The 25,171-nt window shown below is 51.6% G+C and carries 24 protein-coding genes; 20 read left to right on the top strand and 4 right to left on the bottom strand.

The genetic code is table 11. The annotated features are described in order from the left end of the window. Window positions 1-38 precede the first annotated feature (38 nt). The 7 genes from PUR_RS16610 to PUR_RS16580 all read left to right on the top strand — a co-directional run bounded on the left by PUR_RS16610 (window position 39) and on the right by PUR_RS16580 (window position 7,337). On the top strand, window positions 39-557 hold the full coding sequence (locus tag PUR_RS16610) for a cell wall elongation regulator TseB-like domain-containing protein (protein WP_179036206.1): 519 nt from the start codon (window positions 39-41) through the stop codon (window positions 555-557). Between the two features lie 281 nt (window positions 558-838). After that, the gene (locus tag PUR_RS16605) at window positions 839-1,372 is read left to right on the top strand and encodes a hypothetical protein (protein ID WP_179036205.1); all 534 of its coding nucleotides are present in this window, start codon (window positions 839-841) and stop codon (window positions 1,370-1,372) included. Further along, window positions 1,365-2,867 (top strand): AAA family ATPase, encoded by a 1,503-nt coding sequence (locus PUR_RS16600; RefSeq protein WP_179036204.1) that lies wholly within the window; start codon window positions 1,365-1,367, stop codon window positions 2,865-2,867. Before PUR_RS16605 ends, PUR_RS16600 begins: the two co-directional genes overlap by 8 nt. Window positions 2,868-3,002: 135 nt before the next feature. After that, window positions 3,003-3,875, top strand: coding sequence for a 3-hydroxyacyl-CoA dehydrogenase family protein (locus PUR_RS16595; protein WP_179036203.1), 873 nt, complete (start codon window positions 3,003-3,005; stop codon window positions 3,873-3,875). Next, complete coding sequence (locus PUR_RS16590) at window positions 3,872-5,077, top strand: acetate/propionate family kinase (RefSeq protein ID WP_179036202.1); 1,206 nt, start codon at window positions 3,872-3,874, stop codon at window positions 5,075-5,077. The genes PUR_RS16595 and PUR_RS16590 overlap by 4 nt, the downstream gene beginning before the upstream one ends. Window positions 5,078-5,285: 208 nt before the next feature. Then, on the top strand, window positions 5,286-6,581 hold the full coding sequence (gene asnS, locus PUR_RS16585) for an asparagine--tRNA ligase (protein ID WP_179036201.1): 1,296 nt from the start codon (window positions 5,286-5,288) through the stop codon (window positions 6,579-6,581). An 18-nt stretch (window positions 6,582-6,599) separates the two neighbouring features. Then, a complete protein-coding gene (locus PUR_RS16580; RefSeq protein ID WP_179036200.1) occupies window positions 6,600-7,337 on the top strand; it encodes a DnaD domain protein in 738 nt (245 codons plus the stop codon). A 162-nt stretch (window positions 7,338-7,499) separates the two neighbouring features. Here PUR_RS16580 and proC read toward each other — a convergent pair whose 3' ends face one another. The 3 genes from proC to proB are packed head-to-tail and all read right to left on the bottom strand — an operon-like array spanning window position 7,500 to window position 10,809. After that, window positions 7,500-8,387 carry a pyrroline-5-carboxylate reductase gene (gene proC / locus PUR_RS16575; protein ID WP_179036199.1) on the bottom strand — a complete coding sequence of 296 codons (888 nt, stop codon included), beginning with the start codon at window positions 8,385-8,387 and terminating at the stop codon, window positions 7,500-7,502. 30 nt (window positions 8,388-8,417) lie between these two features. Next, a complete protein-coding gene (locus tag PUR_RS16570) occupies window positions 8,418-9,665 on the bottom strand; it encodes a glutamate-5-semialdehyde dehydrogenase (protein ID WP_179036198.1) in 1,248 nt (415 codons plus the stop codon). A gap of 37 nt (window positions 9,666-9,702) precedes the next feature. Continuing rightward, a complete protein-coding gene (gene proB, locus PUR_RS16565; RefSeq protein WP_179036197.1) occupies window positions 9,703-10,809 on the bottom strand; it encodes a glutamate 5-kinase in 1,107 nt (368 codons plus the stop codon). Window positions 10,810-11,229: 420 nt separating this feature from the next. Between proB and PUR_RS16560 the strand changes: the two genes are divergently transcribed. After that, a complete protein-coding gene (locus PUR_RS16560; RefSeq protein WP_179036196.1) occupies window positions 11,230-11,427 on the top strand; it encodes a hypothetical protein in 198 nt (65 codons plus the stop codon). Window positions 11,428-11,515: 88 nt separating this feature from the next. Here PUR_RS16560 and PUR_RS16555 read toward each other — a convergent pair whose 3' ends face one another. After that, window positions 11,516-12,427 carry a LysR family transcriptional regulator gene (locus tag PUR_RS16555; RefSeq protein ID WP_179036195.1) on the bottom strand — a complete coding sequence of 304 codons (912 nt, stop codon included), beginning with the start codon at window positions 12,425-12,427 and terminating at the stop codon, window positions 11,516-11,518. A 171-nt stretch (window positions 12,428-12,598) separates the two neighbouring features. Between PUR_RS16555 and PUR_RS16550 the strand changes: the two genes are divergently transcribed. The 12 genes from PUR_RS16550 (at window position 12,599) to PUR_RS16495 (ending at window position 25,013) form a co-directional block, all read left to right on the top strand. Then, a complete protein-coding gene (locus PUR_RS16550; protein ID WP_179036194.1) occupies window positions 12,599-13,237 on the top strand; it encodes a hypothetical protein in 639 nt (212 codons plus the stop codon). Next, entirely contained in the window at window positions 13,230-13,757 is a 528-nt protein-coding gene (locus PUR_RS16545; protein WP_179036193.1) for an accessory gene regulator ArgB-like protein, read from the top strand. The genes PUR_RS16550 and PUR_RS16545 overlap by 8 nt, the downstream gene beginning before the upstream one ends. 1 nt (window position 13,758) lies before the next feature. After that, window positions 13,759-13,902, top strand: coding sequence for a cyclic lactone autoinducer peptide (locus PUR_RS16540; protein ID WP_179036192.1), 144 nt, complete (start codon window positions 13,759-13,761; stop codon window positions 13,900-13,902). Window positions 13,903-13,917: 15 nt separating this feature from the next. Next, window positions 13,918-14,304 (top strand): hypothetical protein, encoded by a 387-nt coding sequence (locus PUR_RS16535; RefSeq protein WP_179036191.1) that lies wholly within the window; start codon window positions 13,918-13,920, stop codon window positions 14,302-14,304. A 316-nt stretch (window positions 14,305-14,620) separates the two neighbouring features. Further along, the gene (gene leuC / locus PUR_RS16530) at window positions 14,621-16,045 is read left to right on the top strand and encodes a 3-isopropylmalate dehydratase large subunit (protein ID WP_179036190.1); all 1,425 of its coding nucleotides are present in this window, start codon (window positions 14,621-14,623) and stop codon (window positions 16,043-16,045) included. Window positions 16,046-16,076: 31 nt separating this feature from the next. Further along, window positions 16,077-16,679 carry a 3-isopropylmalate dehydratase small subunit gene (gene leuD, locus PUR_RS16525; RefSeq protein ID WP_179036189.1) on the top strand — a complete coding sequence of 201 codons (603 nt, stop codon included), beginning with the start codon at window positions 16,077-16,079 and terminating at the stop codon, window positions 16,677-16,679. A 312-nt stretch (window positions 16,680-16,991) separates the two neighbouring features. After that, complete coding sequence (locus tag PUR_RS16520; RefSeq protein ID WP_179036188.1) at window positions 16,992-18,548, top strand: N-acetylmuramoyl-L-alanine amidase; 1,557 nt, start codon at window positions 16,992-16,994, stop codon at window positions 18,546-18,548. Window positions 18,549-18,710: 162 nt separating this feature from the next. Continuing rightward, window positions 18,711-20,189, top strand: coding sequence for an N-acetylmuramoyl-L-alanine amidase family protein (locus PUR_RS16515; RefSeq protein WP_179036187.1), 1,479 nt, complete (start codon window positions 18,711-18,713; stop codon window positions 20,187-20,189). Between the two features lie 138 nt (window positions 20,190-20,327). After that, window positions 20,328-20,990, top strand: coding sequence for a GerMN domain-containing protein (locus PUR_RS16510; RefSeq protein ID WP_332107907.1), 663 nt, complete (start codon window positions 20,328-20,330; stop codon window positions 20,988-20,990). Between the two features lie 86 nt (window positions 20,991-21,076). Then, window positions 21,077-23,833 carry an S-layer homology domain-containing protein gene (locus PUR_RS16505; RefSeq protein ID WP_179036186.1) on the top strand — a complete coding sequence of 919 codons (2,757 nt, stop codon included), beginning with the start codon at window positions 21,077-21,079 and terminating at the stop codon, window positions 23,831-23,833. 200 nt (window positions 23,834-24,033) lie between these two features. Next, window positions 24,034-24,699 carry an endonuclease III gene (gene nth, locus PUR_RS16500; RefSeq protein WP_179036185.1) on the top strand — a complete coding sequence of 222 codons (666 nt, stop codon included), beginning with the start codon at window positions 24,034-24,036 and terminating at the stop codon, window positions 24,697-24,699. Window positions 24,700-24,746: 47 nt separating this feature from the next. Beyond that, window positions 24,747-25,013 (top strand): hypothetical protein, encoded by a 267-nt coding sequence (locus PUR_RS16495; RefSeq protein WP_025335516.1) that lies wholly within the window; start codon window positions 24,747-24,749, stop codon window positions 25,011-25,013. Window positions 25,014-25,171: the final 158 nt, after the last annotated feature.

Here is a 25,171-nt window from a genome sequence, read left to right as displayed (position 1 = left end):
TTGGCGTTGCCGTTTCTTCTTAGAAGGAGAGCTGCACGTTGAGAAAAAGGAGAAAATGGATTTTATACGGGGCGTTCCTGGCCCTGCTCCTTCTGTTCGGTTTGTATCAATTTTTTGCTTACGTGCTGAAGGATCAATGGAGCGAGCGCAGCGCAGCTGAAGCCACGGCAATAAGCAGGGCGGGGCTTACGGAAATCGACCAAGCTCAGAAATCGGTCTGGGACGAAAACGCCATTTACTGGGTCCTTACCGGCAAAAACAAGACCGGAACCGAAATGATGGTGTGGGTGCGCTTTACTGCTGAAGGAAAGCCGGTAGAGGGAGAGAATGCCGTGCATGCCGAAGAGCTGTCTCAAGGCACATCCGAGGAAAAAATGCGGCAGATTATCGCCTCCTCGCTTCCCGGCATCAAGATTGAGCGATTGCTTCCCGGCGCTTACAACGGCGAGTACGCCTGGCAGCTTTTTTATAAAGACGGAGACCGATATTATTATCGGTTTTACCGCTTCTCGGACGGTGAGCAGATCGGCGACGGCTACAGCCTTCCGAGCCGTTAATGAAGCGTAAACGAAGAACCAGCCAAACCCTTTCAGGGATGGCTGGTTCTTTTTTTAGATTTTATTTTTCGGAGCGCTAGGCCCGCCATGAATTATAAAGGGAAAAAATAGAAGATAAAATTTTAAATATTATTCACAATTAATTCGTTCTAGTATATACACCTATGATATACTACTAGATGTATCAAGGCATGGCAAAGAGCATGCCAGACTCGGAATGGCGCTGAGCACGCTGCTTGGAAAGTTATAAAGTTTGTCATCATTTGAGAGGAGGACGTTGCTTGAAACTTCGTCTAATGCCTGTATTGTTGACCGCGCTGCTGTCAGCCGCGCTGCTGTTCGGCGGTTGGTTTCTGTATCGTCAATTTGCCGTTCAGGAGCCGCTTGAAAAGATTGTAAGCAGCTATAAGGGAGTCAACGCTTCCCATATCTCTATTAACCGCAATGCAGTTACTCTGAAACTTGATTTGCAGCCGGGCACGAAATTACGTGAACTGGTTCAATATATAAATACCGAAGGCAAGTCCGCGATTGGCGGACGGACCGTGAATTTGGATGTGGAACAGCACTCTAACCAAAAGCTTGACGAATATTGGGATAAAGCGATGTTTTCCGTAGCGGAGGCGATGGAAAGCCGTAAATATACGCTTATTCCGGAGAAGCTCAAAGAGCTGTCCACCCAGTACACGAACGTTACCGCCACGACGGAAATCGACGACAAAAATGTATATGTAAGTCTGACGGACGGCAAAGAGAGCAAATTTATCATTTTACCGCGCGAGCCGGAAACGATGGGGGTATGGAACAATGCCTAAATGGAGTAAAGAAGTATTGATCGGATTTGTCCCTGTGCTGCTGATTTTTTTAGCCTTTCTCGGTTTTAATGTCGTTCCGATAATTGTTGCTGTTGCCATGGTCGGCGCTCTGCTGGCTATTACCCTTTTGCGCGGCGGTATCGCTGTTAATGCGGGCGCGGAGAAGAAGCGCAAGAAGAACGGTCCGGCAAAGCTGACGTTTGAAGAAATCGGCGGACAGGATAGTGCGAAGCAGGAGCTGCGCGAGGCGCTAGATTTTCTGATCCGGCATGAAGAAATCAGCAAGTTCGGTATCCGTCCGCTTAAGGGGATTCTCCTTACAGGGCCTCCCGGAACGGGCAAGACGCTGATGGCGAAGGCTGCGGCCCACTACACGAACTCGGTATTCGTTGCGGCTTCCGGCAGTGAATTCGTGGAAATGTATGTCGGTGTCGGCGCCGGACGCATCCGCGATCTGTTCAAGGACGCCCGGGGCCGCGCCGCTAAGGAGAACAAGGAGAGCGCGATTATTTTCATCGACGAAATCGATGTAATCGGAGGCAAACGCGAAGGAGGGCAGCAGCGGGAGTACGACCAGACGCTGAACCAGCTGCTGACCGAAATGGATGGCATCTATAACTCGGATACACCGCGCATACTGCTGATCGCCGCCACTAACCGGAAAGAAATGCTGGACCCCGCACTGCTGCGGCCGGGGCGTTTTGACCGTCACATTCAGGTGGACATGCCCGATAAAAAGGGCCGCAGGTCGATACTCGAACTGCATGCGAAGAACAAACCGCTTCATTCCGAAGTCGATTTGGATAAAATCGCGGAGGAAGCTTACGGCTTCTCCGGAGCCCAGCTCGAGAGCGTCATGAACGAAGCAGCCATCTATATGATGCGCGATAATCTGATCCAAGTGGAGCATCGTCATTTGGCGATGGCAATCGACAAGGTGATGATGGGCGAGAAGACGGACCGCGAGACGAACCAAGAAGAGAAGAAGCGGGTAGCGATTCATGAGCTGGGACATGCCATTATGGCCGAGCTTCTGCGACCCGGCAGCGTTAGTCAGGTAACACTCACTCCGCGCGGTCAGGCGCTCGGCTATGTGCGGCATAACCCGCAGCAGGAGCAGTATCTGTATACGAAAGACTATCTTGAGGAGCAGATCATGATCGCTCTGGGCGGAGCAGCTGCCGAAGAAATGTATTACGGCGGACGGAGCACAGGCTCCCGCGGCGATTTCGATCAGGCCCTCGGTATTGTGGAAATGATGATGAAGTCCGGTCTTACCTCCCTTGGAATCGCCAAGCTGGAAATGGTAACAACAGAAGAATTGATGAAAGAGAATAGTAAAATTTTGGACGAACTGATGGAACGAACCCGTTCACTTCTGGAAAATAAACGAAATGTTTTCGATTATTCCCTGGATATCCTGATGAAGGAAGAAGTGCTCTCTGGAGAACAATTTCGTTGTCAATTTCGTGACAGTGTCCTTTTACCGGCATAATTCTTGATGCCGGTTATTTTTTTTTACTTTTCAGACATGCTAAGATATTATTATATGTCGGAGTATGCTGTTTTTTTCGACAGATAAAAAGGTGCTACAAAAATGTAGAGATACCTGAAAGGATGGAGGCTTTTTATGAATTTTAAGAAAATCGGTGTCATCGGCGGAGGCACGATGGGACAAGGGATTGCCGAGATGTTGGCAGCCAAGGGTCTGGACGTGCTGCTGGTGGAGAAGACGCCGGAGAAATTGGACTACTCCTACAGCATGATTGAGACTAGCCTTGATAAGCAACTGGAGAAATGGGCAATTACCCAAGCTGAGAAGAAGCTTATCCTTGGCCGCATCCAAAAAGTGACACATTTCGCGGAACTTAGCGCCTGCGACATGGTAATCGAAACGATCATTGAGGATCTGGATGAGAAAAAGAAAGTATTCAATCAGCTGGACCAAGTGTGTCCGAACAATATCATTCTTGCCAGCAACACTTCCACACTCAGCTTGACCGAACTTGCAAGCTCTACAATGTATCCTGAACGCGTGATCGGCATGCACTTTATTTATCCCGTCGCCAAGGTTGACGTCGTGGAAATCGTCCGCGGCCTCAAGACATCCGACACGACTTTTGAACATACGAAAGCTTTTGTTGACGACGTAGTCGAGAAGAAAGGCGTAATGATTTACGAATCCCCGGGATTTGTAACTTCACGCCTCATTTGCCTGTTCATTAATGAAGCTATGCATGTTCTGCAAGAAGGCGTAGCTTCTCCTGAAGACATCGACGATGCAATGCGTATCGGCTACCAATTCCAATACGGCCCGCTTGAAATGGCTGACCGCTTCGGCCTGGATTCGGTACTTGCCGCTCTGGAGCGCATGTTCCGCGAGTACGGCGAACTGAAGTACCGTCCGTCGACCATTCTCAAAAAGATGGTGCGTGCGGGACAACTGGGCATGAAATCGGGCGAAGGCTTCTTCAAGTATGACAAGGATGGTGACCGTGTATGAAAGTTCTAGTAATTAACGCAGGTTCTTCTTCGCTGAAATATCAGCTTTATGACATGACGGATGAATCCGTGCTGGCCAAAGGTTTGGTCGAGCGCATTGGTATGGATTCCTCGATCCTGACCCACAAGCCGACAGGCAAACAGGAAGTTACCGAAGTAAGCGAAATTCTGGAACATACAACAGCCATTCGTAAAGTGTTGGCCAATCTGACCGATAAGGAGCATGGCGTGATCGATTCTATCAAAGAGATCAATGCTGTCGGTCACCGCGTCGTTCACGGCGGCGAGACCTTTAAGGCATCGGCACTGGTAGACGGAGCGGCCAAATCGGAAATCCGCCGGCTGTTCGACCTTGCACCGCTACATAACCCGGCGGCTGTTATGGGAATTACCGCTTCGGAAGTCAATATGCCGGGTGTTCCCCAGGTTGTTGTATTCGATACTGCATTCCATCAAACGATGCCTGAGAAAGCTTATATGTACGCCATTCCGAGAGTGCTGTACAACAAGTACAAAGTCCGCCGCTACGGCGCGCACGGCACATCCCATGATTTTGTAAGCAAGGCTGCGGCCGAGTACCTCGGACGTCCGCTGAAAGACCTCAAAATCATCACCTGCCATATCGGCAACGGCGCCAGCGTTACCGCCGTTCAAGGCGGAGTTTCGGTGGATACCTCGATGGGTATGACCCCGCTGGAAGGCCTCATGATGGGTACGCGCAGCGGCGACATCGACCCGGCGATCGTTCCTTATGTCATGAACAAGGAAGAGCTTACTTCCGGCGAAGCCAGCTCCATGCTCAACAAGCATAGCGGTCTGCTGGCCATTTCCGGAACGAGCAGCGACATGCGCGACATCATTGACGGCTATGAAAAGGGCGAGCCGAATTCCACATTGGCCTTTGAAATGTACGAATACCGTCTGCGCAAATATATCGGTTCCTATGCGGCGGCGATGGACGGCGTTGACGTCATCGTCTTCACTGCGGGCGTAGGCGAGAACGCGTCTCTGCTTCGCGAGAAGGTTCTGAGCAACTTGACCTTCCTTGGAATCGAGCTGGACAAAGAAGCGAACAAGGTCCGCTCCGGCGACCCTCGCCGCATTTCCGCTAGCGGCTCCAAGGTGGAAGTGCTTGTCGTTCCGACCAACGAAGAACTCGTGATTGCTCGCGATACACTTCGCATCGTGCAAGAACAAGCGTAAAGAGATACAATAAGATCATAAGAGACGGTTGGAACGTCCTTCAGAGGACGTTCCTCGTTTCTCGTAGAAATATAAGACAAGGATAAGCGCTATGCTTATTCTTTCTTATATTTTTAAAGAAAAAGGAATCCACAGCCAAAGGCCCGGGTAAGCGGCCTTTGGCTGTCGGACCTTTTAACCGCACTTCTAAAGAGGAGAGATTGAGGTCATGGCTAACAAAACTGTTATCCTGGGCGTGAAAGATCATGTCGGAGAAAGCGTCGTCATTGGCTGCTGGGTAAACAACAAACGCTCCAGCGGTAAAATTCAGTTCCTGCAGCTTCGGGACGGAACCGGTTATATTCAGGGAGTCGTCGTGAAATCGGAGGTCCCGGAGGAGGTCTGGAACGACGCCAAAAGTTTGACCCAGGAAAGCTCCTTGTACGTCACGGGAATCATCCGCGAAGAACCCCGTAGCCAATCGGGATTCGAGATGACGGTGACCGGAATCGAGATTCTGCACCTGACCGAGAATTATCCGATTACGCCGAAGGAGCACGGGGTCGATTTCTTAATGGATCACCGGCATCTGTGGCTCCGCTCCTCGAAGCAGCGGGCGATTCTCGTGATCCGGGCGGAAATTATCCGGGCGATTCAGGAGTATTTCGATATCAACGGCTTTACGCTCGTTGACCCTCCCATTCTGACCCCGACTTCAGCGGAAGGTACGACTAATCTGTTCCACACCAAGTACTTTGAAGAGGACGCATATTTGACCCAGAGCGGACAGCTCTACATGGAAGCCGCGGCGATGGCGCTGGGCCGTGTATACTCGTTCGGACCGACTTTCCGGGCGGAGAAATCCAAAACCCGCCGGCATTTGATCGAATTCTGGATGATCGAGCCGGAGATGGCTTTCACGGAGCATGAAGAAAGTCTGCGTGTGCAGGAGGAGTTCATCAGCCATGTCGTGCAGTCCGTTCTGAAGATCTGCAAGGCAGAGCTGGAGGCGGTCGGCCGCGATATTTCCAAGCTGGAAAATATCAAGGCGCCTTTCCCGCGCATTACTTACGACGATGCGATCACATTCCTGAACGGCAAAGGCTTCGACATCCCTTGGGGCGAGGACTTCGGCGCGCCGCATGAAACGGCGATTGCCGAAGAATACGACAAGCCGGTGTTCATTACCCATTATCCGACCGGAATCAAGGCTTTCTATATGAAGCCCGATCCAAATCGTCCGGATGTCGTGCTGTGCGCGGATATGATTGCTCCGGAAGGATACGGGGAAATTATCGGCGGATCGCAGCGGATCGATGATCCTGTGCTCCTTGAAGAGCGCTTCAAAGAGCATGAGCTTTCGCTTGATACGTACAAATGGTATATGGATCTTCGTACGTACGGCTCTGTTCCGCATTCCGGTTTCGGTCTTGGTTTGGAACGGACTGTGGCCTGGATTTGCGGTCTGGATCATGTTCGCGAGACGATTCCGTTTCCACGCATGTTGTACCGTCTCTACCCTTAAGAATGAGAGGAGGCGCTTATGGACGGCAAAGAAAGAACCAGCTGGAGCGAAGGCGTAACCTTCGGGCTGCAGAGCGGGATGGCCGTTATTCCTTATGCGCTTCTCACCGCTTACCGCAAGCTTAATTTAACCGGCAGCGAGACACTGCTGCTTATTCATCTGCTCTCTTTTCGCCAGATTGAAGGAAAGGACTTTCCTTCGCTGGAGGAGCTTCAGGCTGTAACCGGCCGCAGCGCGTCTGTCATTGCAGGTGAACTGCAGAAGCTGATTAAAGAAGGGTTCTTGAAGATTGAAGCGGGCAGCGACGAGCGTCAGGGGCTTCATTACGAGCGCTATGACTTTTCCGGGCTGTATGATAAACTAGGACGCTATCTTTCGTCGCAGCGAAATTCTGCGGCATTAGGGGCGGACAGCAATTCGTTCCAGCGAGGTGCCCGGTCATCGTCACTGGAGAAGGGCGAAAGGATTCAAACAGGCGTAGTTTCCGGTGAATCGGAAAGCCCCAGTCTCTTCGTTGTGTTCGAGAAGGAATTCGGCCGCCCGCTTTCTCCGATGGAATGCGAGACGATCTCCGGCTGGCTGGACCAGGACCGCTACCCCGAGGAGCTTATTCTGCTCGCACTGAAGGAGTCGGTGTTCGCAGGCAAAGTATATTTTCGTTATATCGACCGGATTCTGCTGGAGTGGAGCCGCAACCGAGTGAAGAACGCGCAGGACGTTAAGGCGTATTCCCAGCGGTTCCGCGGGGGAAGTTAGACGGCGTAAGGATATCATTGGCTTTCCATTTAAAAATGAAAATTATAAATGAAAAACCGCAGTTCCAAGATTCGGTCTTGGAACTGCGGTTTTGTGGTTAGAATGGCTAATTTATCTTTAAGGAGTATATACTACAATTTCTTATGGATTCTCATTTTGAGTTTACCGTTCCTTTTCAGTCTCTGCGGATAATTCCGCTTCCAGCGCTGCTCCCATCTCACGTGAACGCTCCGCGCAGCGGCTGACCGCCGCAATGACCGTTTCGAAGAAATCGCCCTTGTCGAGCACTTCCAGCGCAGCTTGGGTGGAGCCGCCCGGAGAGGTGACCTTTTTGCGAAGGGCGGCCGGTTCTTCCCCGGTTTGCTGGACCATACGGGCCGCACCGAGCACTGTCTGGACAGTCAATTCGGCGCTCTGTTCCTTGGACAGTCCGCCACGGATGCCGCTGGCAATCATCGCTTCCATCATGTAATAGATATAGGCGGGTCCGCTGCCGGATATGCCGGTCAGTATCTCCATACGCTCTTCCTCAATAACGGAAGTAAGGCCAACCGCTTCGAAGATATTTAGCGATAGCCGCCGCTGCTCATCGGATACCTCTTTAGAGAAGGAGATTCCCGTAGCGCCGAGGCCGATCGAGCTTGAGGTGTTCGGCATGGTGCGGACAACAGGCTGTTTTTTGCCGAGAAGACCCTGAATCGTTCTGATGGAGAGGCCGGCGATGACGGAAATAATCAGCTGTCCGTCCTGTAGGCGCGGTCCGAGAATGCGCAGAGCTGCTGCCGCGTCCTTGGGCTTCATGGCCAGGACGATGACCGGGGCTGTGCGCAAATACTCTTCTTTTTGCTCCGGGTCGTTGCTTCCGGTAACACCGTACCGTGAACGCAATTCAGCCAGCCGTTCATTGCTGCTGCGGTTAAGCATAATGATATTGTCGGCATAGATAACGGAGCGGGCGATCAGACCTCGCACGATTGCTTCCGCCATGGAGCCGGCGCCGTGAAAGACGACATTATGGTTAATCAAAGGCTTAGCTGTTTGTTGACACATTGTCTAGCATCCTCCTTGCCGGATAAGGGCCTAGCTCCGGATTTGTCCGTTGCCGTAAATTTTATATTTGGTTGAAGTCAGCGCCGGAAGACCCATTGGTCCGCGTGCATGCAGCTTCTGGGTGCTGATGCCGATCTCCGCGCCGAATCCGAATTCGAATCCGTCGGTAAAACGGGTGGATGCGTTATGGTAAACGGCCGCGGCGTCGACTTCATCTTGGAACCGCTCGGCATTCTCTTCGTCCTCCGTTATAATGCACTCTGAATGCTTCGTTCCATACCGGGCGATATGCTCCAGCGCTTCGTCGATTCCGTCAACCACTTTAATGTTGAGAATATAATCGTTATATTCTGTCGCATAATTTTCATCGGTGGCCGTGAGGGCCCACGGAATGAGCGTCCGTGTCCGTGCGCATCCGCGAAGCTCAACATTGGCGCTGCGGAAAGCTTCTCCGAGCTTGGTCAAGTGCTCGGCCGCGAAGCTGCGGTGAACGAGCAGGGTCTCCATCGAGTTGCAGACGGAAGGCCGCTGCACTTTGGCGTTCAGGCTGATCGATTCAGCCATTGCCGGAACCGCGCTGGAATCCAGATAAGTATGGCAGATGCCTGCGCCCGTCTCAATGACGGGAACGGTGGCATTCTTAACAACGTTCTGAATGAGCGAGCTTCCGCCGCGCGGTATAATCACATCAAGCAGACCGTTCAGCTTTAGCATTTCATCAACGGACGAGCGGTCCGGGTCTTCGATAAGCTGAAGCGCCTCAGGAGGGAGGCTCGTCTCGGCCAAAGCGGTGTGCAGCACCTCGACGATTTTACGGTTGGAGGAGAGAGCGGCCGATCCGCCGCGAAGCACGACAGCGTTGCCTGTCTTCAGGCACAAGCCGGCGGCGTCGACAGTAACATTGGGGCGCGCTTCGTAAATAATTCCGATGACACCGAGCGGCACGCGGATTTTCTCAATAATGAGCCCGTTCGGACGCTCCATTGTTTCAAGAATGTCTCCGACAGGGTCGGGCAGGGCGGCGATTTGCCGGAGCCCTTCGGCGATAGTGTCGATCCGTACGGTTTGCAGCGCCAGCCGGTCGAGCATGGATTCCGGCGTGCCGCCTTGTCTACCCCGCTCAAGATCCTCGGCGTTGGCCGTGATAATTGCATCGGCTTCCCGTTGCAGCGCATCCGCCATTACCAGCAGCGCTTCATTCTTCTGCCCTGTAGTCAGCCTGCCGAGCGCACCTGCCGTGCTTTTGGCCAAAGCCGCTTTGCTTGCAACTTCACTCATCATCGTTCCTCCTCATCAATTCCATTGTAGCTTTCGTTTATTTAAGCGTAATCCATTCATCCCTATGAATGACTTCAAGCCGGTGTACTTCTTCACCAAGTCGGCGCATGACTTCTCCGCTGGGCAGTCCACGAATACTGCGAAGCTGGGCATCGTCGTAATTCACAATGCCTCTCCCGAGCAGATTGGCGTCGGGACCCAACACTTCGACGACATCTCCCGCATGGAAGCTGCCCTGCACATCTCTGACGCCGACAGGAAGCAGACTGTGGCCGCCGTGCACGAGCGCCTCTTCGGCTCCGGCATCGACAATAAGCGAGCCGAGAGGGGTGGACATGAAGCCAAGCCACTGCTTCTTGACGGGTAGGGAAGACAATGTTGTGGCAAAGTATGTGCCCTTGCCTTCTCCCTGCATTGCCAATCGCAAATCGCCGGACTCGGTGACTCGTCCCACAAAGACGGGCACGCCTCCGCGTGTGGCGATCTTGGCGGCATCGATCTTGGAGCGCATGCCGCCGGTGCCGACGGCCGATCCGGCTCCTCCGGCAATCGCATAGATTTCCGGCGTAATGTCCTCCACCAGCCGGTAGCGGACGGCATCCGGATTGGACCGCGGATTGCTGCTGTACAGGCCGTCGATATCGGTAAGCACTAGAAGGCGTGAGGCTTTGAGCAGATTGGCGACCAGCGCGGACAGCATATCGTTGTCGCCGAATTTCAGTTCGTCGACGGACACGGTGTCATTTTCGTTGAATACCGGAACGACGCCCTGCCTCAGCAGTTCTTCCACAGTCATTACGGCGTTGTTCATTGCGTGGCGGCTGCGGAAATCCGTGCGGGTCAGCAGAATCTGGGCAGCGGTAAGACCGTGCGCGGAGAACGCTTCCTGATAGGCCTGCATCAAAAGCGCCTGGCCCACGGCTGCGGCGGCCTGCTTCTCATGCAGCAACTTGGGACGAGCAGGGTATCCGATGCTGCGGAAGCCTGCGGCAACCGCCCCGGAGGTTACCAGCAGCACTTCACAGCCGCTTCGCCTCAAATCCGCAATTTCAGAGGCGAAAAAAGCGACCGCTTCGCGGTTCAGGCCGCCCTCGGCCGCGGTTAGCGAGCTGCTGCCGATTTTGACCACTAATCGTGTAGACATTGCCTTTCACTTCCTATTTATCCATATTGAACAACAAAAAAAGCCCCATCCTTAGACTGAGCAAAGGACGAAAGCTTGGGTTCACTTCCGCGGTACCACCTTCATTGATGAGGGACCATCCGACTTTAGCCTCGTAACGAGAGGAGATCGTCCTGCGGGGCAGGCCGTTCGGGGGTAGGATTCGGAACGTTATCCGCGGTAAATTCTTTCAGCCGATCGGAATTTACTCTCTGGCGCGGTAGACTCGTTCGTACTGGTCCCGTCTGCACGTTTATCTATTTGACAATTAGAATACCATGTAGAGCCAGGTTTGCCAAGGGAATTCCTCTATTGTACTTGGAAAGGATGATGTACGAAAAATGTTTATCATTCGGGCGAGCGGGCAAAATAGATCTAATCCGTGATCAGGAGGTGGATCTAATGACTAAAGATAACCGGCAGGAGCTTGAAGAAAGAAAACAAGCACTGGAGGAGCAGCGGCAGGCTATGCGCGATTTTATCGAGGAAGAGACCGGCAGTCCCCACTCAAGAGGACCGGTCGACGAAGCTACCTCGCATGTGCCTGATACTCAAAACCATTTCATTTCTGAGCGTAATTTCCGGAAATATCAGAACTAAAGTCAACTATTCACAGCCGCTCATCGCTTCCTTAGTGATGAACGGCTTATTTTGCAGACGCATCTGGCCAGTTTGAAACCTTTCAGGGCTATTCCTGCGCCAGTTCGGCTACCGTCGTTTGGAATGTGTCGATAAAAGCTTCGGCCGCCTTGGACAAATAGCGTCCCTTACGGTAAGCTACAACCAAAGTTCGGCTGGGCACCGGCTCGGCCAAAGGCAAATAGACGGGCACAAACTCGCTGCGGGGAGCGCGGGAAATAAAGCGTGGAACCAAAGTAACACCCATACCTGCGGCAACGAGCGACTGCACGGTCTCCATATTATTGCTCTCGAAGACGACGGACGGTTCGAATCCGGCCTGCCGGCACAGGTCCACGGTCATTTTTCGAAAGCCCTGGCCTTCTTTAAGGACAATGAACGATTCCTGTTTCAATTCCTCAAGCGAAGTTCTCACCCCGGTGGACGCCCGCTCGGCCAGAGGATGTTCCGGCGGAACGGCAAGATCGATGCGTTCTTCGCCAAGAATTTCGTAGGCTAGGGCCGGAATTTCCAGCGGCAGCGACAGAAGGCTGAGATCCGTCTGGCCGCTTGCGGTCAGTTTTTCCAGATTCATGGATGAATCTTCCAGTAGGGTAATATCAATCTCCGGGTATTTCCGCTTGAATACCGGCAGCACGTGGGGCAGCAGGTGGGCTCCCGTAATCGGCATGCTGCCGACAACGACACGGCCTGTCCGTAGCTCCGAAATATCGGTCATTTCCTGGCGCAGCAGTTCCACGGCATCGATAATAATTTGCGCCTGTTCCACGAATTTAGTTCCCGCATGGGTAAGCTCAACTGCGCTTGTGTTCCGCTGGAACAACATAACCCCGAGTTCCCTCTCCAGCTTGGACAGCTGCTGGCTTAGCGATGGCTGGGCGATGTGAAGCTTCTCGGCAGCCCGAGAAAAATTCCGTTCATTTGCGATTTGCAGTACGTAAAGCAGTTGTCTGAGTTCCATTCTTGCGGTCTCCTTCTACATTCATCCTCTTATAAGAATAACCTATAGAAGAAGCTTAAGCTATATCATGTCTAAAATTGTCTGATATAGTAAAATAGCAGTATACGTCAATATGCAAGGAGATATATAATTAGTATAGTCCAGTGAAAAAAATGTCAGGCGGTGTTGGTATTGTCTTGGTCACTTGAGCCTTTAGCTTTCGTGTTTTTTTCTACTTTAGAGTTTGTGGCAGTTTATTTTATTATGATGTACTTATTTAGAATGCATCCGTCGGAGTTCATTTTTCAGGCCCTTTTTTTGATTCTTTTGATGGATTTACAAAGCTTCTATTTAAGAGAGGATTTGCAAACGCCCGCATTTGTGCCGCTGATCAATATATTGCTGTTTACTTTGCTGCTGGCGACAGTCATGAAGATCCCGCTGGTATGGTCGGGGATTATCTCGGTAACAGGATACTTTTTGTATGTACTGTTGCAGGTTCTGATTGTCCAGTTATCTTTTGGTGTTCTGGCAGTCTCCGAGCTGCAGCTTCATCCGGAAAAAGGCTACTTTCTGCAGACGTTAAGCAGTTTCCTGGGAATTGCCGGCTCTAGGGTTTTCTACATATTCGGGGGCGGCTTTACATTTGAATTTGAAAAGCTGCGTCTGAAGCGTGAAACTCTCGCTTTATATCTAGTTATCGGTTGCGCCTTAGCGCTTACCATTTTTTTACTGGAAAGAAGAAACAATGTCTTTGATGCTTTATTCGTTTCAGTCGCCGTCATATTCTTTTTATATTACGCGGTAAGAAAGGAAAAAAAGCGTGATTGAGTTTATTTCTCTAAAACTCGCCCAAGGGATTAAACGGTCAATTCCTGATCATCCGATCTCTGTTAACGTGATGAGGTTTTCACTTAGCATCATTATTAATGCCTTTATGATCATTTTATTAACATTAGCTGTTTCGTTGCTTACTGGTAATACGAGAGGGGCCGTTATCGCTTTAATTGCCTTTCCTTTATTAAGACAGGTTTCAGGCGGCTTTCATTTGAAGACGGGTATGTTGTGTGTGCTGGTCACAAGCGCGATGCTCACAGCCATATCCTTTTTCAATGTAGAACGAGGTTATGTACTGTTTCTGAATATGGCGAGTTTATTGCTTGTCGCTATCTTTGCTCCCTCCGGAATCGAAAAGCAGTCCCGCATCCCCAAGTCCTTTTATCCGCAGTTAAAGATCATTTCGTGTTTGATTGTACTCGTCAATTTTATTGTAGCCTCCCCCGTGATCGCGGCAACCTTTTTTATTCAAGGAATTTCGCTTGTAAGCAGCTTGAAAGGAGGTGAGCAATAGGATGAGAAAAATAGTCAAAGGAATGAAGCATAGTGCTATGCTGCAAGTGGCTGCCCTTTTGAGCTTTGTTGCTGTTACCACTGTCGATACTGCAAGTGCCTGGTATGTTTATTCTGGAGATGTTCCGGAAGAGCTTCTTAAATAAATGGAGATGAGGACTATGACGTTATTATCGGTAACACAAGATGTTGGCGGGAAGAGCGGAATAACCAATATTGAAATCGATACCATCTTAATGCTCAGTTATTCCAAGAGTATCGATAGAGTGTTGGTGCATACCGCGGACAGCATATTTTATACGATCGGCACGCTAACATTCTGGAACGAAGTACTAAATAATAGCGGGCATAATTTTTCCTTGGTTGACCGAAGCAACTCTTTGAATTTGGACAAGGTGGTCGTACTGGATCAAACATTCAAAGTCGCGTATTTTGAAAGCAATATTACGTCAAAATCCAAAAGATGCATTATCGCCGGATACCGGTTCAATGAGGTCAAGAAATCGCTCAATTTAATTAATCCTGGAATCAGCATTCAGGAGAGTTAAAAAGGAGCCTCCCCGGCTCCTTTTTTGCTGCTGTTCTATATCTAAAACAATCACAAAACCATTTTCAGCAGTTCGAACTACCGACAATCCGGCTTTTTAGTGAGGTGTTTGGAGTAGATTTATTTTTGATTGTTCTCGGGGTTATTCATTTTGTTTCCGCAAAATAGCAGAGCTATCCCAGCTTATAAGCGGGGCCTATAGGTACTATAGATATTATATCTTGGCGTAATAAACAGTCTCATGTTATATTTATATCATTCCAAGGGAGAATCGCTTTTCCCTTACTTAATGAACGAATCTATGACGAGGTGAAATCATGGGCAAGAAGACAATGTTCGAGAAAATCTGGGACAATCACGTTATCCATCAAGAAGAAGGCAAACCTAGCATTCTATATATCGATTTGCATCTGGTGCACGAGGTAACTTCGCCGCAAGCTTTTGAAGGACTTCGACTGAGCGGACGCAAGGTTCGCCGCCCGGAGCTGACTTTTGCAACGATGGACCACAACGTTCCTACCAAGGACCGCTACAATATTACGGACCCGATCTCCAAACAGCAGATCGACACGCTCTCGAAGAACTGCTCCGATTTCGGAGTCAAGCTGTTCGGTCTTGACGATCTCGACAATGGGGTCGTACACGTTATGGGGCCGGAACTGGGACTGACGCATCCCGGCAAAACGATTGTTTGTGGTGACAGCCACACTTCTACTCACGGCGCTTTCGGAGCCCTTGCTTTCGGTATCGGCACAAGCGAAGTAGAGCATGTTATGGCGACTCAATGTTTGCAGCAGGCCAAAGCGAAGACGATGGAAGTCCGCTTTATCGGCAAACGCAATCACGGCGTAACGGCAAAAGACATGATCCTCGGACTGATTGCCAAATACGGCACGGATTTTGCCACAGGCTATGTTATTGAATACACGGGTGAATCCATTAGCGAGCTGTCGATGGAAGAGCGGATGACCGTCTGCAATATGTCCATCGAGGGCGGAGCCAGAGCGGGGATGATCGCTCCCGACGAGAAGACATTCGAATATCTGCGCGGCCGTCAATACGTTCCGCAAGGCGCAGCATTTGACGAGGCCGTTGCGGCTTGGAAGCAGCTTCTGACCGACGAAGGCGCCGAATTCGACACCGTTGTCGAGTTTGATGTGGACTCGCTCATTCCGCAGGTAACCTGGGGCACAAGCCCGGGCATGGGTACCGACATTACGTCTACGGTTCCGAATCCGGCTGACTTTGCTACCGAGAACGAACGTAAAGCGGCTGAAAAGGCGCTGGAATACATGGATCTGCAGCCTGGAACCCCGATTTCCGAAATCGCCATCGACTATGTCTTCATCGGCTCCTGCACCAACGGCCGGATCGAGGATTTGCGCGCGGCAGCCGGGGTTGCTAAGGGCCATAAGGTGTCTGAGAATGTGACGGCGATTGTCGTGCCGGGTTCGGGAAGAGTGAAGGTTTTGGCCGAGAAAGAAGGTCTGGACAAGATTTTCAAGGAAGCCGGTTTTGAGTGGCGTGAAGCGGGATGCAGCATGTGTCTGGCGATGAACCCAGACATTTTGCAGCCGGGAGAGCGCTGCGCATCTACTTCCAACCGGAACTTCGAAGGCCGCCAAGGCCGCGGAGGACGTACGCATCTCGTATCGCCGGAAATGGCAGCTGCTGCTGCGATCAAAGGTCGGTTCACGGATGTACGTGATTGGAACTTCAAGACGGAAGCCGTCAGCTCTTAAGAATTCGAGAACAATCGGGAGGGTAACATAGATGGAAGCTTTTAAGAAATTAACCGGAATTGTCGGACCCGTGGACCGGGTCAATGTGGATACGGACGCGATTATTCCGAAGCAGTTCCTCAAACGGATCGAACGGACGGGATTTGGACAGTTTCTGTTTTTTGAATGGCGTTTCGACGAAGCGGGCAAGGATAATCCCGCATTTGCGCTGAATCAGGACCGCTATAAAGGTGCGTCCATCCTGGTCTCGAGAGCTAACTTTGGCTGCGGTTCCTCCAGAGAACATGCTCCATGGGCGATCCTGGACTACGGCTTTAAGGTGATTTTGGCGCCGTCGTTTGCCGATATTTTTTATAACAACTGCTTCAAGAACAGCATTCTGCCGATCAAGCTTTCGGAAGAGCAGATAGAAGATCTGTTCCAGCGTACGGCAGCCCATGACGGCTATGAACTGACCGTCGATCTTGAGAACAAAACGATCAATGACTCCTACGGATTGAACATCGCTTTCGATCTTGACGAGCATCGCCGTCAATTCCTTCTGCAAGGTCTGGACGACATCGGCCTGACGCTTCAGCACGAGGACGAAATTGCAGCTTATGAGCAGAAGAATGCTGCCAAGCTTTTTGCCTAAGAAGGGTTTGAGCGTTAATCAGGCACAAATCTCATAAAAATTTACACAAAACTTCCATTTCCGACACCGGGAATGGAAGTTTTTTTGCTATAATAGCAGAATGTATAAACAACAGGATTAAACTTCCGGATATTTCAAGGGGAGTACCGCAAAAAAGCAGGATACGGCGACACCTCGAGATACTTCGATAGAAGTTTTACATAGATTTTGAAAAATCGGTATAATTGCTGCTTCGCGTGTAACTTTTGGCTAACGCCTGCGTCAGGAGATTATCGCAGTTGTTCTACAATTAGGGAGTAAGGGGAGAAGAGAATGAGGAAGGCTTGTCTGAAAATGTTCGCGCTGCTGCTGCCCCTGTTGTTATTTGCCGCTTGGTCGGGACAAGAAGCGGCCGCGGCAGGCAGCGGAAAAATTGTACTGGACAACCGGGAGCTGGCGCTCCCCAAAGGCATTGTGCTGGAAAATGTCAACGGAAGCGTGATGATCCCGATTCGCGTCGTCACAGAAAATCTGGGGTACGAAGTGCTTTGGGAGCAGAAGACGCGCAAAGTGACCATTCGTCAGGATTTTAAGGAGATTGAGCTGTTTGTCGGGAGCAAACAGGCCGATGCGGACGGCGTTGCGCTCAGCCTGAATGCTGCACCGAAACAAAGCGGCGGGACGGTGCTGGTTCCAATCCGTTTTGTCGGGGAACAGTTCGGGCTTGGAGTCGGCTGGGACAATGAAGATAAAATTGTTTACTTGTCGGGAAATTCGCCAAGTCCTACCCCGGTTCCTCCGGCGCCGTCTCCAACGCCGTCTCCGTCGGTAAGCCCGGCTGCAGTCAGTTCGCCGTCTCCTACACCTGCACCGACTCCGACCACTGGCATAGTGACGGGTACTGCCTCTTCGGTACCCCAATCTTCCACGGTTCCGGCCGTGACTGGAACGGCTGCAACCATACAAGTAAAAGGGGCGGCATTCAGCGCGAATCAGCTAATCATTGCCGTCAACGGCAGTGTGAAGCCGAATATTACGGCCATGGATAACCCGACCGGAATTGTAGTCGAGCTGCCGGGCGCTGCGCTGGCTGCTGATTTTGCCGCAGGGGGAGGGGCGGCATCCGGTGCGCCGGCTTCCCAAGGTACGCTTGATGTTACGGGATATCCGCTGGTGGCCGGCATCGGATATTCGTTGTCCGGCAGCAATCCGTCCACCGTCCGGTTTGAAATTCAAACGACGGAAACTTTACCGTACCGGATGATCGTTGATGACAGCGCCGGACTTATCACCGTGGATTTGAACCCGAGTAATGCTGGAGGTATAGTCAGCGTCGAAGGTAAACCTGTTGTTGTGCTGGACGCCGGACACGGCGGTACACAACCCGGGGCGATCAGCGCAGCGGGACGAGTAGAGAAAGATTTCAATTTAGCGGTGATTTTGAAAGCCGGGGCTCTGCTGCAAAGCGATGGACGAGTGACTGTCGTCTTTACAAGGACGGATGATGTGACGCTGGGACTGCAGGATCGCGTAAATGTAGCGGAAGCGGCGGGAGCGAACGTGTTCGTATCGCTGCATGCGAATGCGATGCCGACGACCGCGTCCAACTGGAACAAGGTCAACGGCAGCGAAACTTACTATTCCCGCAGTGAAAGTCTGCCGCTGGCCCGAGTCATGCACAAGCATCTGGTAGAGGGAACAGGCTTCAAGGATAACGGAGTCAGAACCAAGAGTCTGCATGTGACAAGGGAAACCTCAATGCCCGCGGTGCTGCTGGAGGCCGGTTATTTGACCAATCCGGCAGAAGAAGCGGCGCTGTATACGGAGGAGCTTCAGAATTCACTGGCCCGGGAAATTGCTGCTGGCATCGTTGAATATTTGGGTCTATAGACCGTTCGCCGGCGTGGGGATGGTCGCCTGAAGTGCCGAAGGGAATGGAAAACTTTCGCAACTTTTTAAGTCGACCGGCGTCTAATAAATGTCAAAGGTCGTCGAAGGATACCACCAAGAACGCCGTTCCGGGGCGGAATACTAGATTCTTAGAGGTGAAGGATGAAGAAGTTAAGTTTTATGCTGCTGGTGCTATTATTCGTATTCATTATGCCGGAAAATGGACATGCCGCTTCTGGAAACAACAAGATTTTCCTCGACGGCAAGGAACTGACCGCAGGACAAAGCGTCCCGGTCGAGAACGTGAACGGAACCATCATGGTGCCTCTTCGGATGATTGTCGAAAACTTGGGCTACAAAGTGGAATGGAACCAGAGCGCCAAGACGGTCACAATTGAGCAGGAAGGAAAGGTAATCAAGCTGTCGGTAGGCCAAAAAACAGCGTCGGTTGACGGCGATACCGTCATTCTTACCGAGGCGCCCGTTCTGAGGACAGACACATCGCTGGTGCCGATCCGCTTCATTTCGGAGCAATTCGGCTTGCTTGTGGAATGGGATAACAAGGAGAAGACAGTAACGATTACAACACCGGCGTCTTCCCAGGGTAGCGGGTCATCCACAGGAAGCAATTCATCCGGAGAAGGGACAAGCACAGTGACGTCTCCACCGGATTCCGCCAGTAGTCTAACAATGGTTAATGGCGTAAGTTTCAGTGGGAATCAGATGATTATTGCGATGGACGGATCCTCGGAACCGAAGATTTCCGTACTGAACAATCCGGACCGGATTGTGGTCGATATTCCGAATGCCACCTTCTCCGACGCCTTCGGCTCGGGTCAGAGCCTGGACCCCAACCTCCAGGGAAAGCTTGATGCAACGGGATACCCTGATGTTAAGGAAATCCGCTATTCGCTGTTTAGCAGCAATCCGTATACGGTACGGTTTGTCATCCAGCTTAATTATTCCAAAGATTTCGGTTACAGCACGTCGGTGGATTCTTCGTCAAAGCTGGCCATTGTGGATTTGAACGCCATTGGAGGGCTGGCAGCAGCCGGCAGCACCGGCACCACGAACGACACCACGGTTCCTCCAGGCAGCAACGGCAAAAAATTGATCGTGCTGGACGCCGGACACGGCGCGAAGGATTCAGGCGCGATCGGAGTAACCGGAAAGTATGAGAAGAACTTTAATCTGGCGGTAGTCCTGAAAGCACAGGCGCTGCTGAAAAAAGAGGCCAACATCGACATTGTGCTGACCCGCAGCGATGATACCTTTCTCGAACTTAAGGACCGGGTGGCCATTGCCAATAACCTGAACGCTGATTTGTTCGTCTCGGTTCATGCCAACAGCAGCTCCACTTCGGTTGCCAGCGGCACGGAAACGTACTTTAAGCGGGATGAGAGCAAAGCGTTCGCCAAAGTCATGCACAAATATTTGGTACAGGCGACAGGTCTGAGCGACCGGGGCGTGCAGTACGGCAATTTTCATGTGATCCGTGAAACGAAAATGCCGGCGGTTCTGCTTGAGGTCGGCTATCTCAGCAACAAGAAAGACGAAGCGCTCCTGTTTACGAACGATTTGCAAGACAGGGTAGCCGCCTCGATCGTGAGCGGAATCAAAGAGTATCTGGGAATCAGTTAACAAACCTGCGGCAGACTGGCGCCGCAAAGACAGGCTTCTGCCCGTAAGGGATAGAGAATGCTTTGCGAGAAGGTCTGCTCTTCTTATATATTTACCCACGATATGAAAAAGTGAAGAATTTATCAGGGAGGCGTTGAAATGTTGAATAAAAAAATGGGGCTTATCGGCATCGCGTCTGCCCTTCTGATTATGCTGGCAGGATGCGGCGGCAAGCCGTCTGCAGCGCCGGCTAATGAGGGAGGCATCTCTTCTCCGGCAGTAGTCAGCGGAGCGGAGGGGGACACTGAGGCTTCGGCGCAGCCGGCGGCCAGCGCTGCTCCTGATCCTACGGCTCAGCCGACAGCGGGAACTGCGGATTCCACAGCCGAGCCGTCACCGGGCGATGCGACGTCGGAGGAGAAACAGAGCAAGAGCATCGATGTCTATTACACAGATCCTCAAATGATGGATTTGAAGCCGGCAAAGGCGACCATCGCTTACAAGAACGATACCGAAAAATATACCGAAGCCTTCAAAGCGCTGCAAAACAGCGATAACGCGGATCTGATTTCCTTATGGGGGAAAATGGAGCTGAAGTCCCTGAAGTTCGAGAACGGACAAATCGTGATGGACATTCATAAACCGGCGGAAGCCCAGCTTGGGGCCGGCGGCGAAGCATTTGCGCTCAGCGCGCTGACCAAGACGCTGTTCCAGTTCCCTGAGGTACAGAGCATTGAACTGCTGGTGGATGGAGAGCAGGTCGAAAGCCTGATGGGGCACGCGGATCTGCTGCATCCAATGACCAGAGACAACAGCCAGTAAACTGACGCAGGAATAGTGCGGCGTTATGTCGAATTTTGCTAATGAAAGCGACCTTTATCTAGATGCAGAGAGGGGAACATTCCAAATTGTCGGGAAATAATAAACACAATAATAACAGCAGGGAATACACGAAGAAGACGATATCCTTCCTGCTCGCCGGGGCAATGGTTTTCGGCGGGGCTGGAGCGGTATTCGCAGACGGCGCTTCGGCCGCGGGCGCTTCGGCGACCGCATCAATGACGGTTTCCAAAACGGGGGCTTTCTCCGATGTAAGCAGCGGCTTTTGGGCCGAGAAGCATATCTACAAACTGGCCGCTCAGGGAATCATTGTGGGCAACAACGGAAAGTTCCGTCCAGGCGACCCCGTTACCCAACAGGAAGCTGTGCTGATGGCTTTGCGATTCATGAAGCTGGAAAACAAGGCGTCGGCCAACAGTGTAGCCACGGCGCTGCCGACCGGCTTTGATGTGTCCAATTATTACAAACCCTATGTCGTGCTGGCCTTCCAGCAGAATGTCCTGGACAAGGCGACGGAAATGACGGCGGACAATCTGAAGACGTCCTGGGGGACACGCAAGGCTACGCGCGAGTGGATTGCCGAATTGTTGATTCGCGCCCTCGGCAAGACGTCTGATGCGCTGTCAGTCGCAAATGAACCCTCAGGTTTCGCGGATGACGCCAAAATTTCCTCGGACAAACGCGGATATATCAACACGGCTATTGATCTCGGATTGACGAACGGACTGAAAGGGAATATTTTCAATCCGCAAGGAGAGGTTACGCGTGCGCAGCTCGCCACCTTTTTCAGCCGGGCGGAAGCCCAATCGGCGGCCGTGTACGACAACACGGCAAGCGGCATCGTGACCGAATTGAAGGATGGTAAAATGACGGTATACAGCGGTGCGGCTTCCGCAGTATATTCATTGAGCTCCGGCACGGCTTATTTTACCAGCGCCGCCGATACGGCGATCTCGCTGAACGATATCCAGCCCTATACCAAGGTGACGGTCATCGGAAAGAACGGAGCGGCTTCCTATGTAGAGCTGACCGATGCGAAACCGCAGGTGGAGACGATTCAAGGCACGTTCGCGAGACTTTCTCCGAGCGCCAATAAGTTTTGGCTGAAAAATGCCGACGGCTATCCGGAATATGCTTTCGACAACGCTACTTCCTTTGTGGACGCGGGAGGCAGCGCGATTACGGCTTCCTCGATTTCGGAGGACAGCATCGTGTCGATCACACGCGAGACATTTACCGGACAGAACAAAGTTCTTAAAGTTCAGGTCACCTCCGGAGTCGTCAATAAAACGGCATCTGGAACGCTCAAAAGCATCGACCTTACCGCCAAGACGATAACCTTCACGAACGCTTCCGGAACGGAGGAGACGTTCAAATGGACGGACAGCGCCCTGTTCAGTTACCAGAAAGCCATTCTGCAGCCCTCTGAACTGAAGGCGGGCACCGCGGTGAATTACACGATCAAGAACAGTTTAATCGCTTCCGTCGAGGTGACGCAGTCGGTTGAACGGACGGTGCAGGGAATGCTGACCGAGTTGACCGACTCCTCCGTCGTTTATAAGAAAGCGGATGGCACACGCGGCGTTCAACTGCTGGCGGCGAGCACTGCCATTGTCATTCAGGGCTATGCCAAACCGGCCGCGGCGAACCTCATTGCCGATGCCACTTACGGCGACACTGTGGAACTGACGTTAAACGGCAGCGATCAGGTTACCAAGATCACCGTTGTTAACCGCCGGCTGGAGCAGCTGTTTGGAACGTCGGTCGTCAGCTTTAACTTCAAGACGAATCTGCTGACGGTCACGGACAGCGGCAATCAAGCGCATGTCTATCAGCTTGACGCGAATACGAAGTTTATTAATGCGAATGGCAATTTGCCGACGCTGAGCAGCATCGCTTCGATGCTGACAGAGAACCGGAAGGTCAATGTCAGCGCCCTCGGACAGCGTATGCTCTCTTTGGAAATTGTAAGCAAATACGAAGGTACGCTAACCTCGGTCAACACCGCGACCAAAATGTTTGTGCTGAAAACGGCAGACGGCCGCTCCTTGAACCTGCCTTATCCGCCGATGGTCGAGATGTTCGGACGGACCGGGCTTTCTATTACCGACGTATCCGCTGGCAGTGTCGTGACTGCCTTCCTGTCGACAAGCCAGGATGTGCTGACTTCGCTCAAGGTGAAGACATCCCAGCAGCTTCAACTGGCGTATGTCGATGCGGCGAACAACAAATTGGGCGTCAAGACATCCGGAGGGAATATTGATATTTATACGCTCTCGCTTCCGCTGACCGACGAGGCGGGGCAGACGATCAAGCTTAGTGATCTTAAAGCCGGAGATTATGTGAATGTCCCCGCGCTTGGAAACTCACCTCTGTCGATTCAATCCGTCAAGCTTACGTCAGGCCAGGTTACGGCGATAGATGCCGCAGCCGGATCGCTGAGCGTCAAAGATTATTCGGGCGCCGTCCAAACGTTCGGAGCTGGAGGCAACGTCAAAATTGTCCGCGACAGCGCGGCTTCTGGCACTCTCGGATCTCTCTCGTTATCCGAAAGAGTGGAGGTTCGCAAGGATGCCGACGGAACGACGACAATCGTGAGCGTTCTGCCCGTACAAAGCCGCAGCTTTTCAAGCTACGATGCCGCCGCAGGCCGTATTGTCGTTAAGCGGGATACGGTAGATGACGAAAATTACCGGTTTACCTTATCGCCAAACGTATACATTCACCAAGGCGACACGACTTTGTCCGTGCAATCTCTCAAAGAAAATGATAAAATTACACTATATTTCAATAACAATATCGTAGTTGAAATTGTGAAGCAGTAAGGAATGGCGGCTTTCTGCAAGAGATACCGTCTTGACGCATGGCTTCCTGCGTCAGGGCGTTTTTTTTGAGAATGAGGCGATACAATCTTGTAATGTATGTGACCACCCTGCTATAATACTTACTTTATTGGACTTTCCTTGGATAGCCGGTGCAGCCATTTTAGCTTGCTGACCGATATACCGACATGTGAGGTAGAAACATGAAGATTTCTGACGTCCGTCACATTTTGGATACGATTGGCGAAATGTTTCCGGATGCAGACTGCGAGCTGAATCACAGTAATGCATTCGAACTGACGATCGCGGTGCTGCTGTCAGCTCAGTGCACGGATGCAACGGTGAACAAGGTCACTGCGGACTTGTTCCAGAAGTATAGAACTCCGCTGGATTACGTATCCGTTCCGCTGGAAGAGCTGGAGCAGGATATACGCCGAATCGGGTTGTACCGCAATAAGGCGAAACATATTCAGAATTTGTGCGCTATCCTGATCGAACAGTACGGAGGACAGGTGCCGGAGGCTCACGATCAGCTGGTGACACTCCCGGGAGTCGGCCGCAAGACGGCCAATGTGGTCGTTTCCAACGCCTTCGGCGTACCGGCGATTGCCGTGGACACTCATGTGGAGCGGGTATCCAAGCGTTTGGGGCTCGCGGGCTGGAAGGATTCCGTGCTTGAGATCGAGAAGAAGCTGATGAAGGCAGTCCCAAAGGATGAATGGACGCTGACCCATCACCGGCTGATTTTTTTCGGAAGATATCACTGCAAAGCGCAGAATCCGAAATGTCAGGTTTGCCCGCTTCTGGATATGTGCCGGGAAGGCAAGAAACGTATGAAAACGTCGCGAGTCAGACAAGATAATAAATAGCGAAGCGTGGCGGCTAAAGTCAGAGAGAAGAAGAGGATGGGATAGGAATGAAATGCATTTCCGTATACACTGACAATTTTGAGCTGTTCTCGGATATTTTCGACCGTGTAGTAGACAGTTCGATGGAAGAGAACGAAGAACAGGAAGTGGAGGGCATTACGATCAGCCATTCCGGCGACGTACCCGAGCATTACCTGGAGCGCATGGCGCAAAAGCCTGAGGTTGTGGTTATGAAAGACAAATCCCGCGGGCTGACGATCCTTCAGCATGGCAAAGTATTTGAAATTCTGCTGCCGGTGCTCGAAAGCGCCTAAGCTAAGAAGAGACGGAGTTCCCATATTGGGGGCTCCGTTTTTTTATGTCCAAATATCTCCACACATCTGCTCCGAAGGGTTCCTCAATTTTTTCACATTGTCCGCATTGCCAATAAGGTACAAAGCCTTTGATTTGTGCCAATCTGGTGATAAAATGG

Origin of the sequence: Paenibacillus sp. URB8-2 (assembly GCF_013393385.1) — a bacterium.
Taxonomy (GTDB): domain Bacteria; phylum Bacillota; class Bacilli; order Paenibacillales; family Paenibacillaceae; genus Paenibacillus_AQ.
This window is presented reverse-complemented; position numbering and strand designations above follow the sequence as displayed.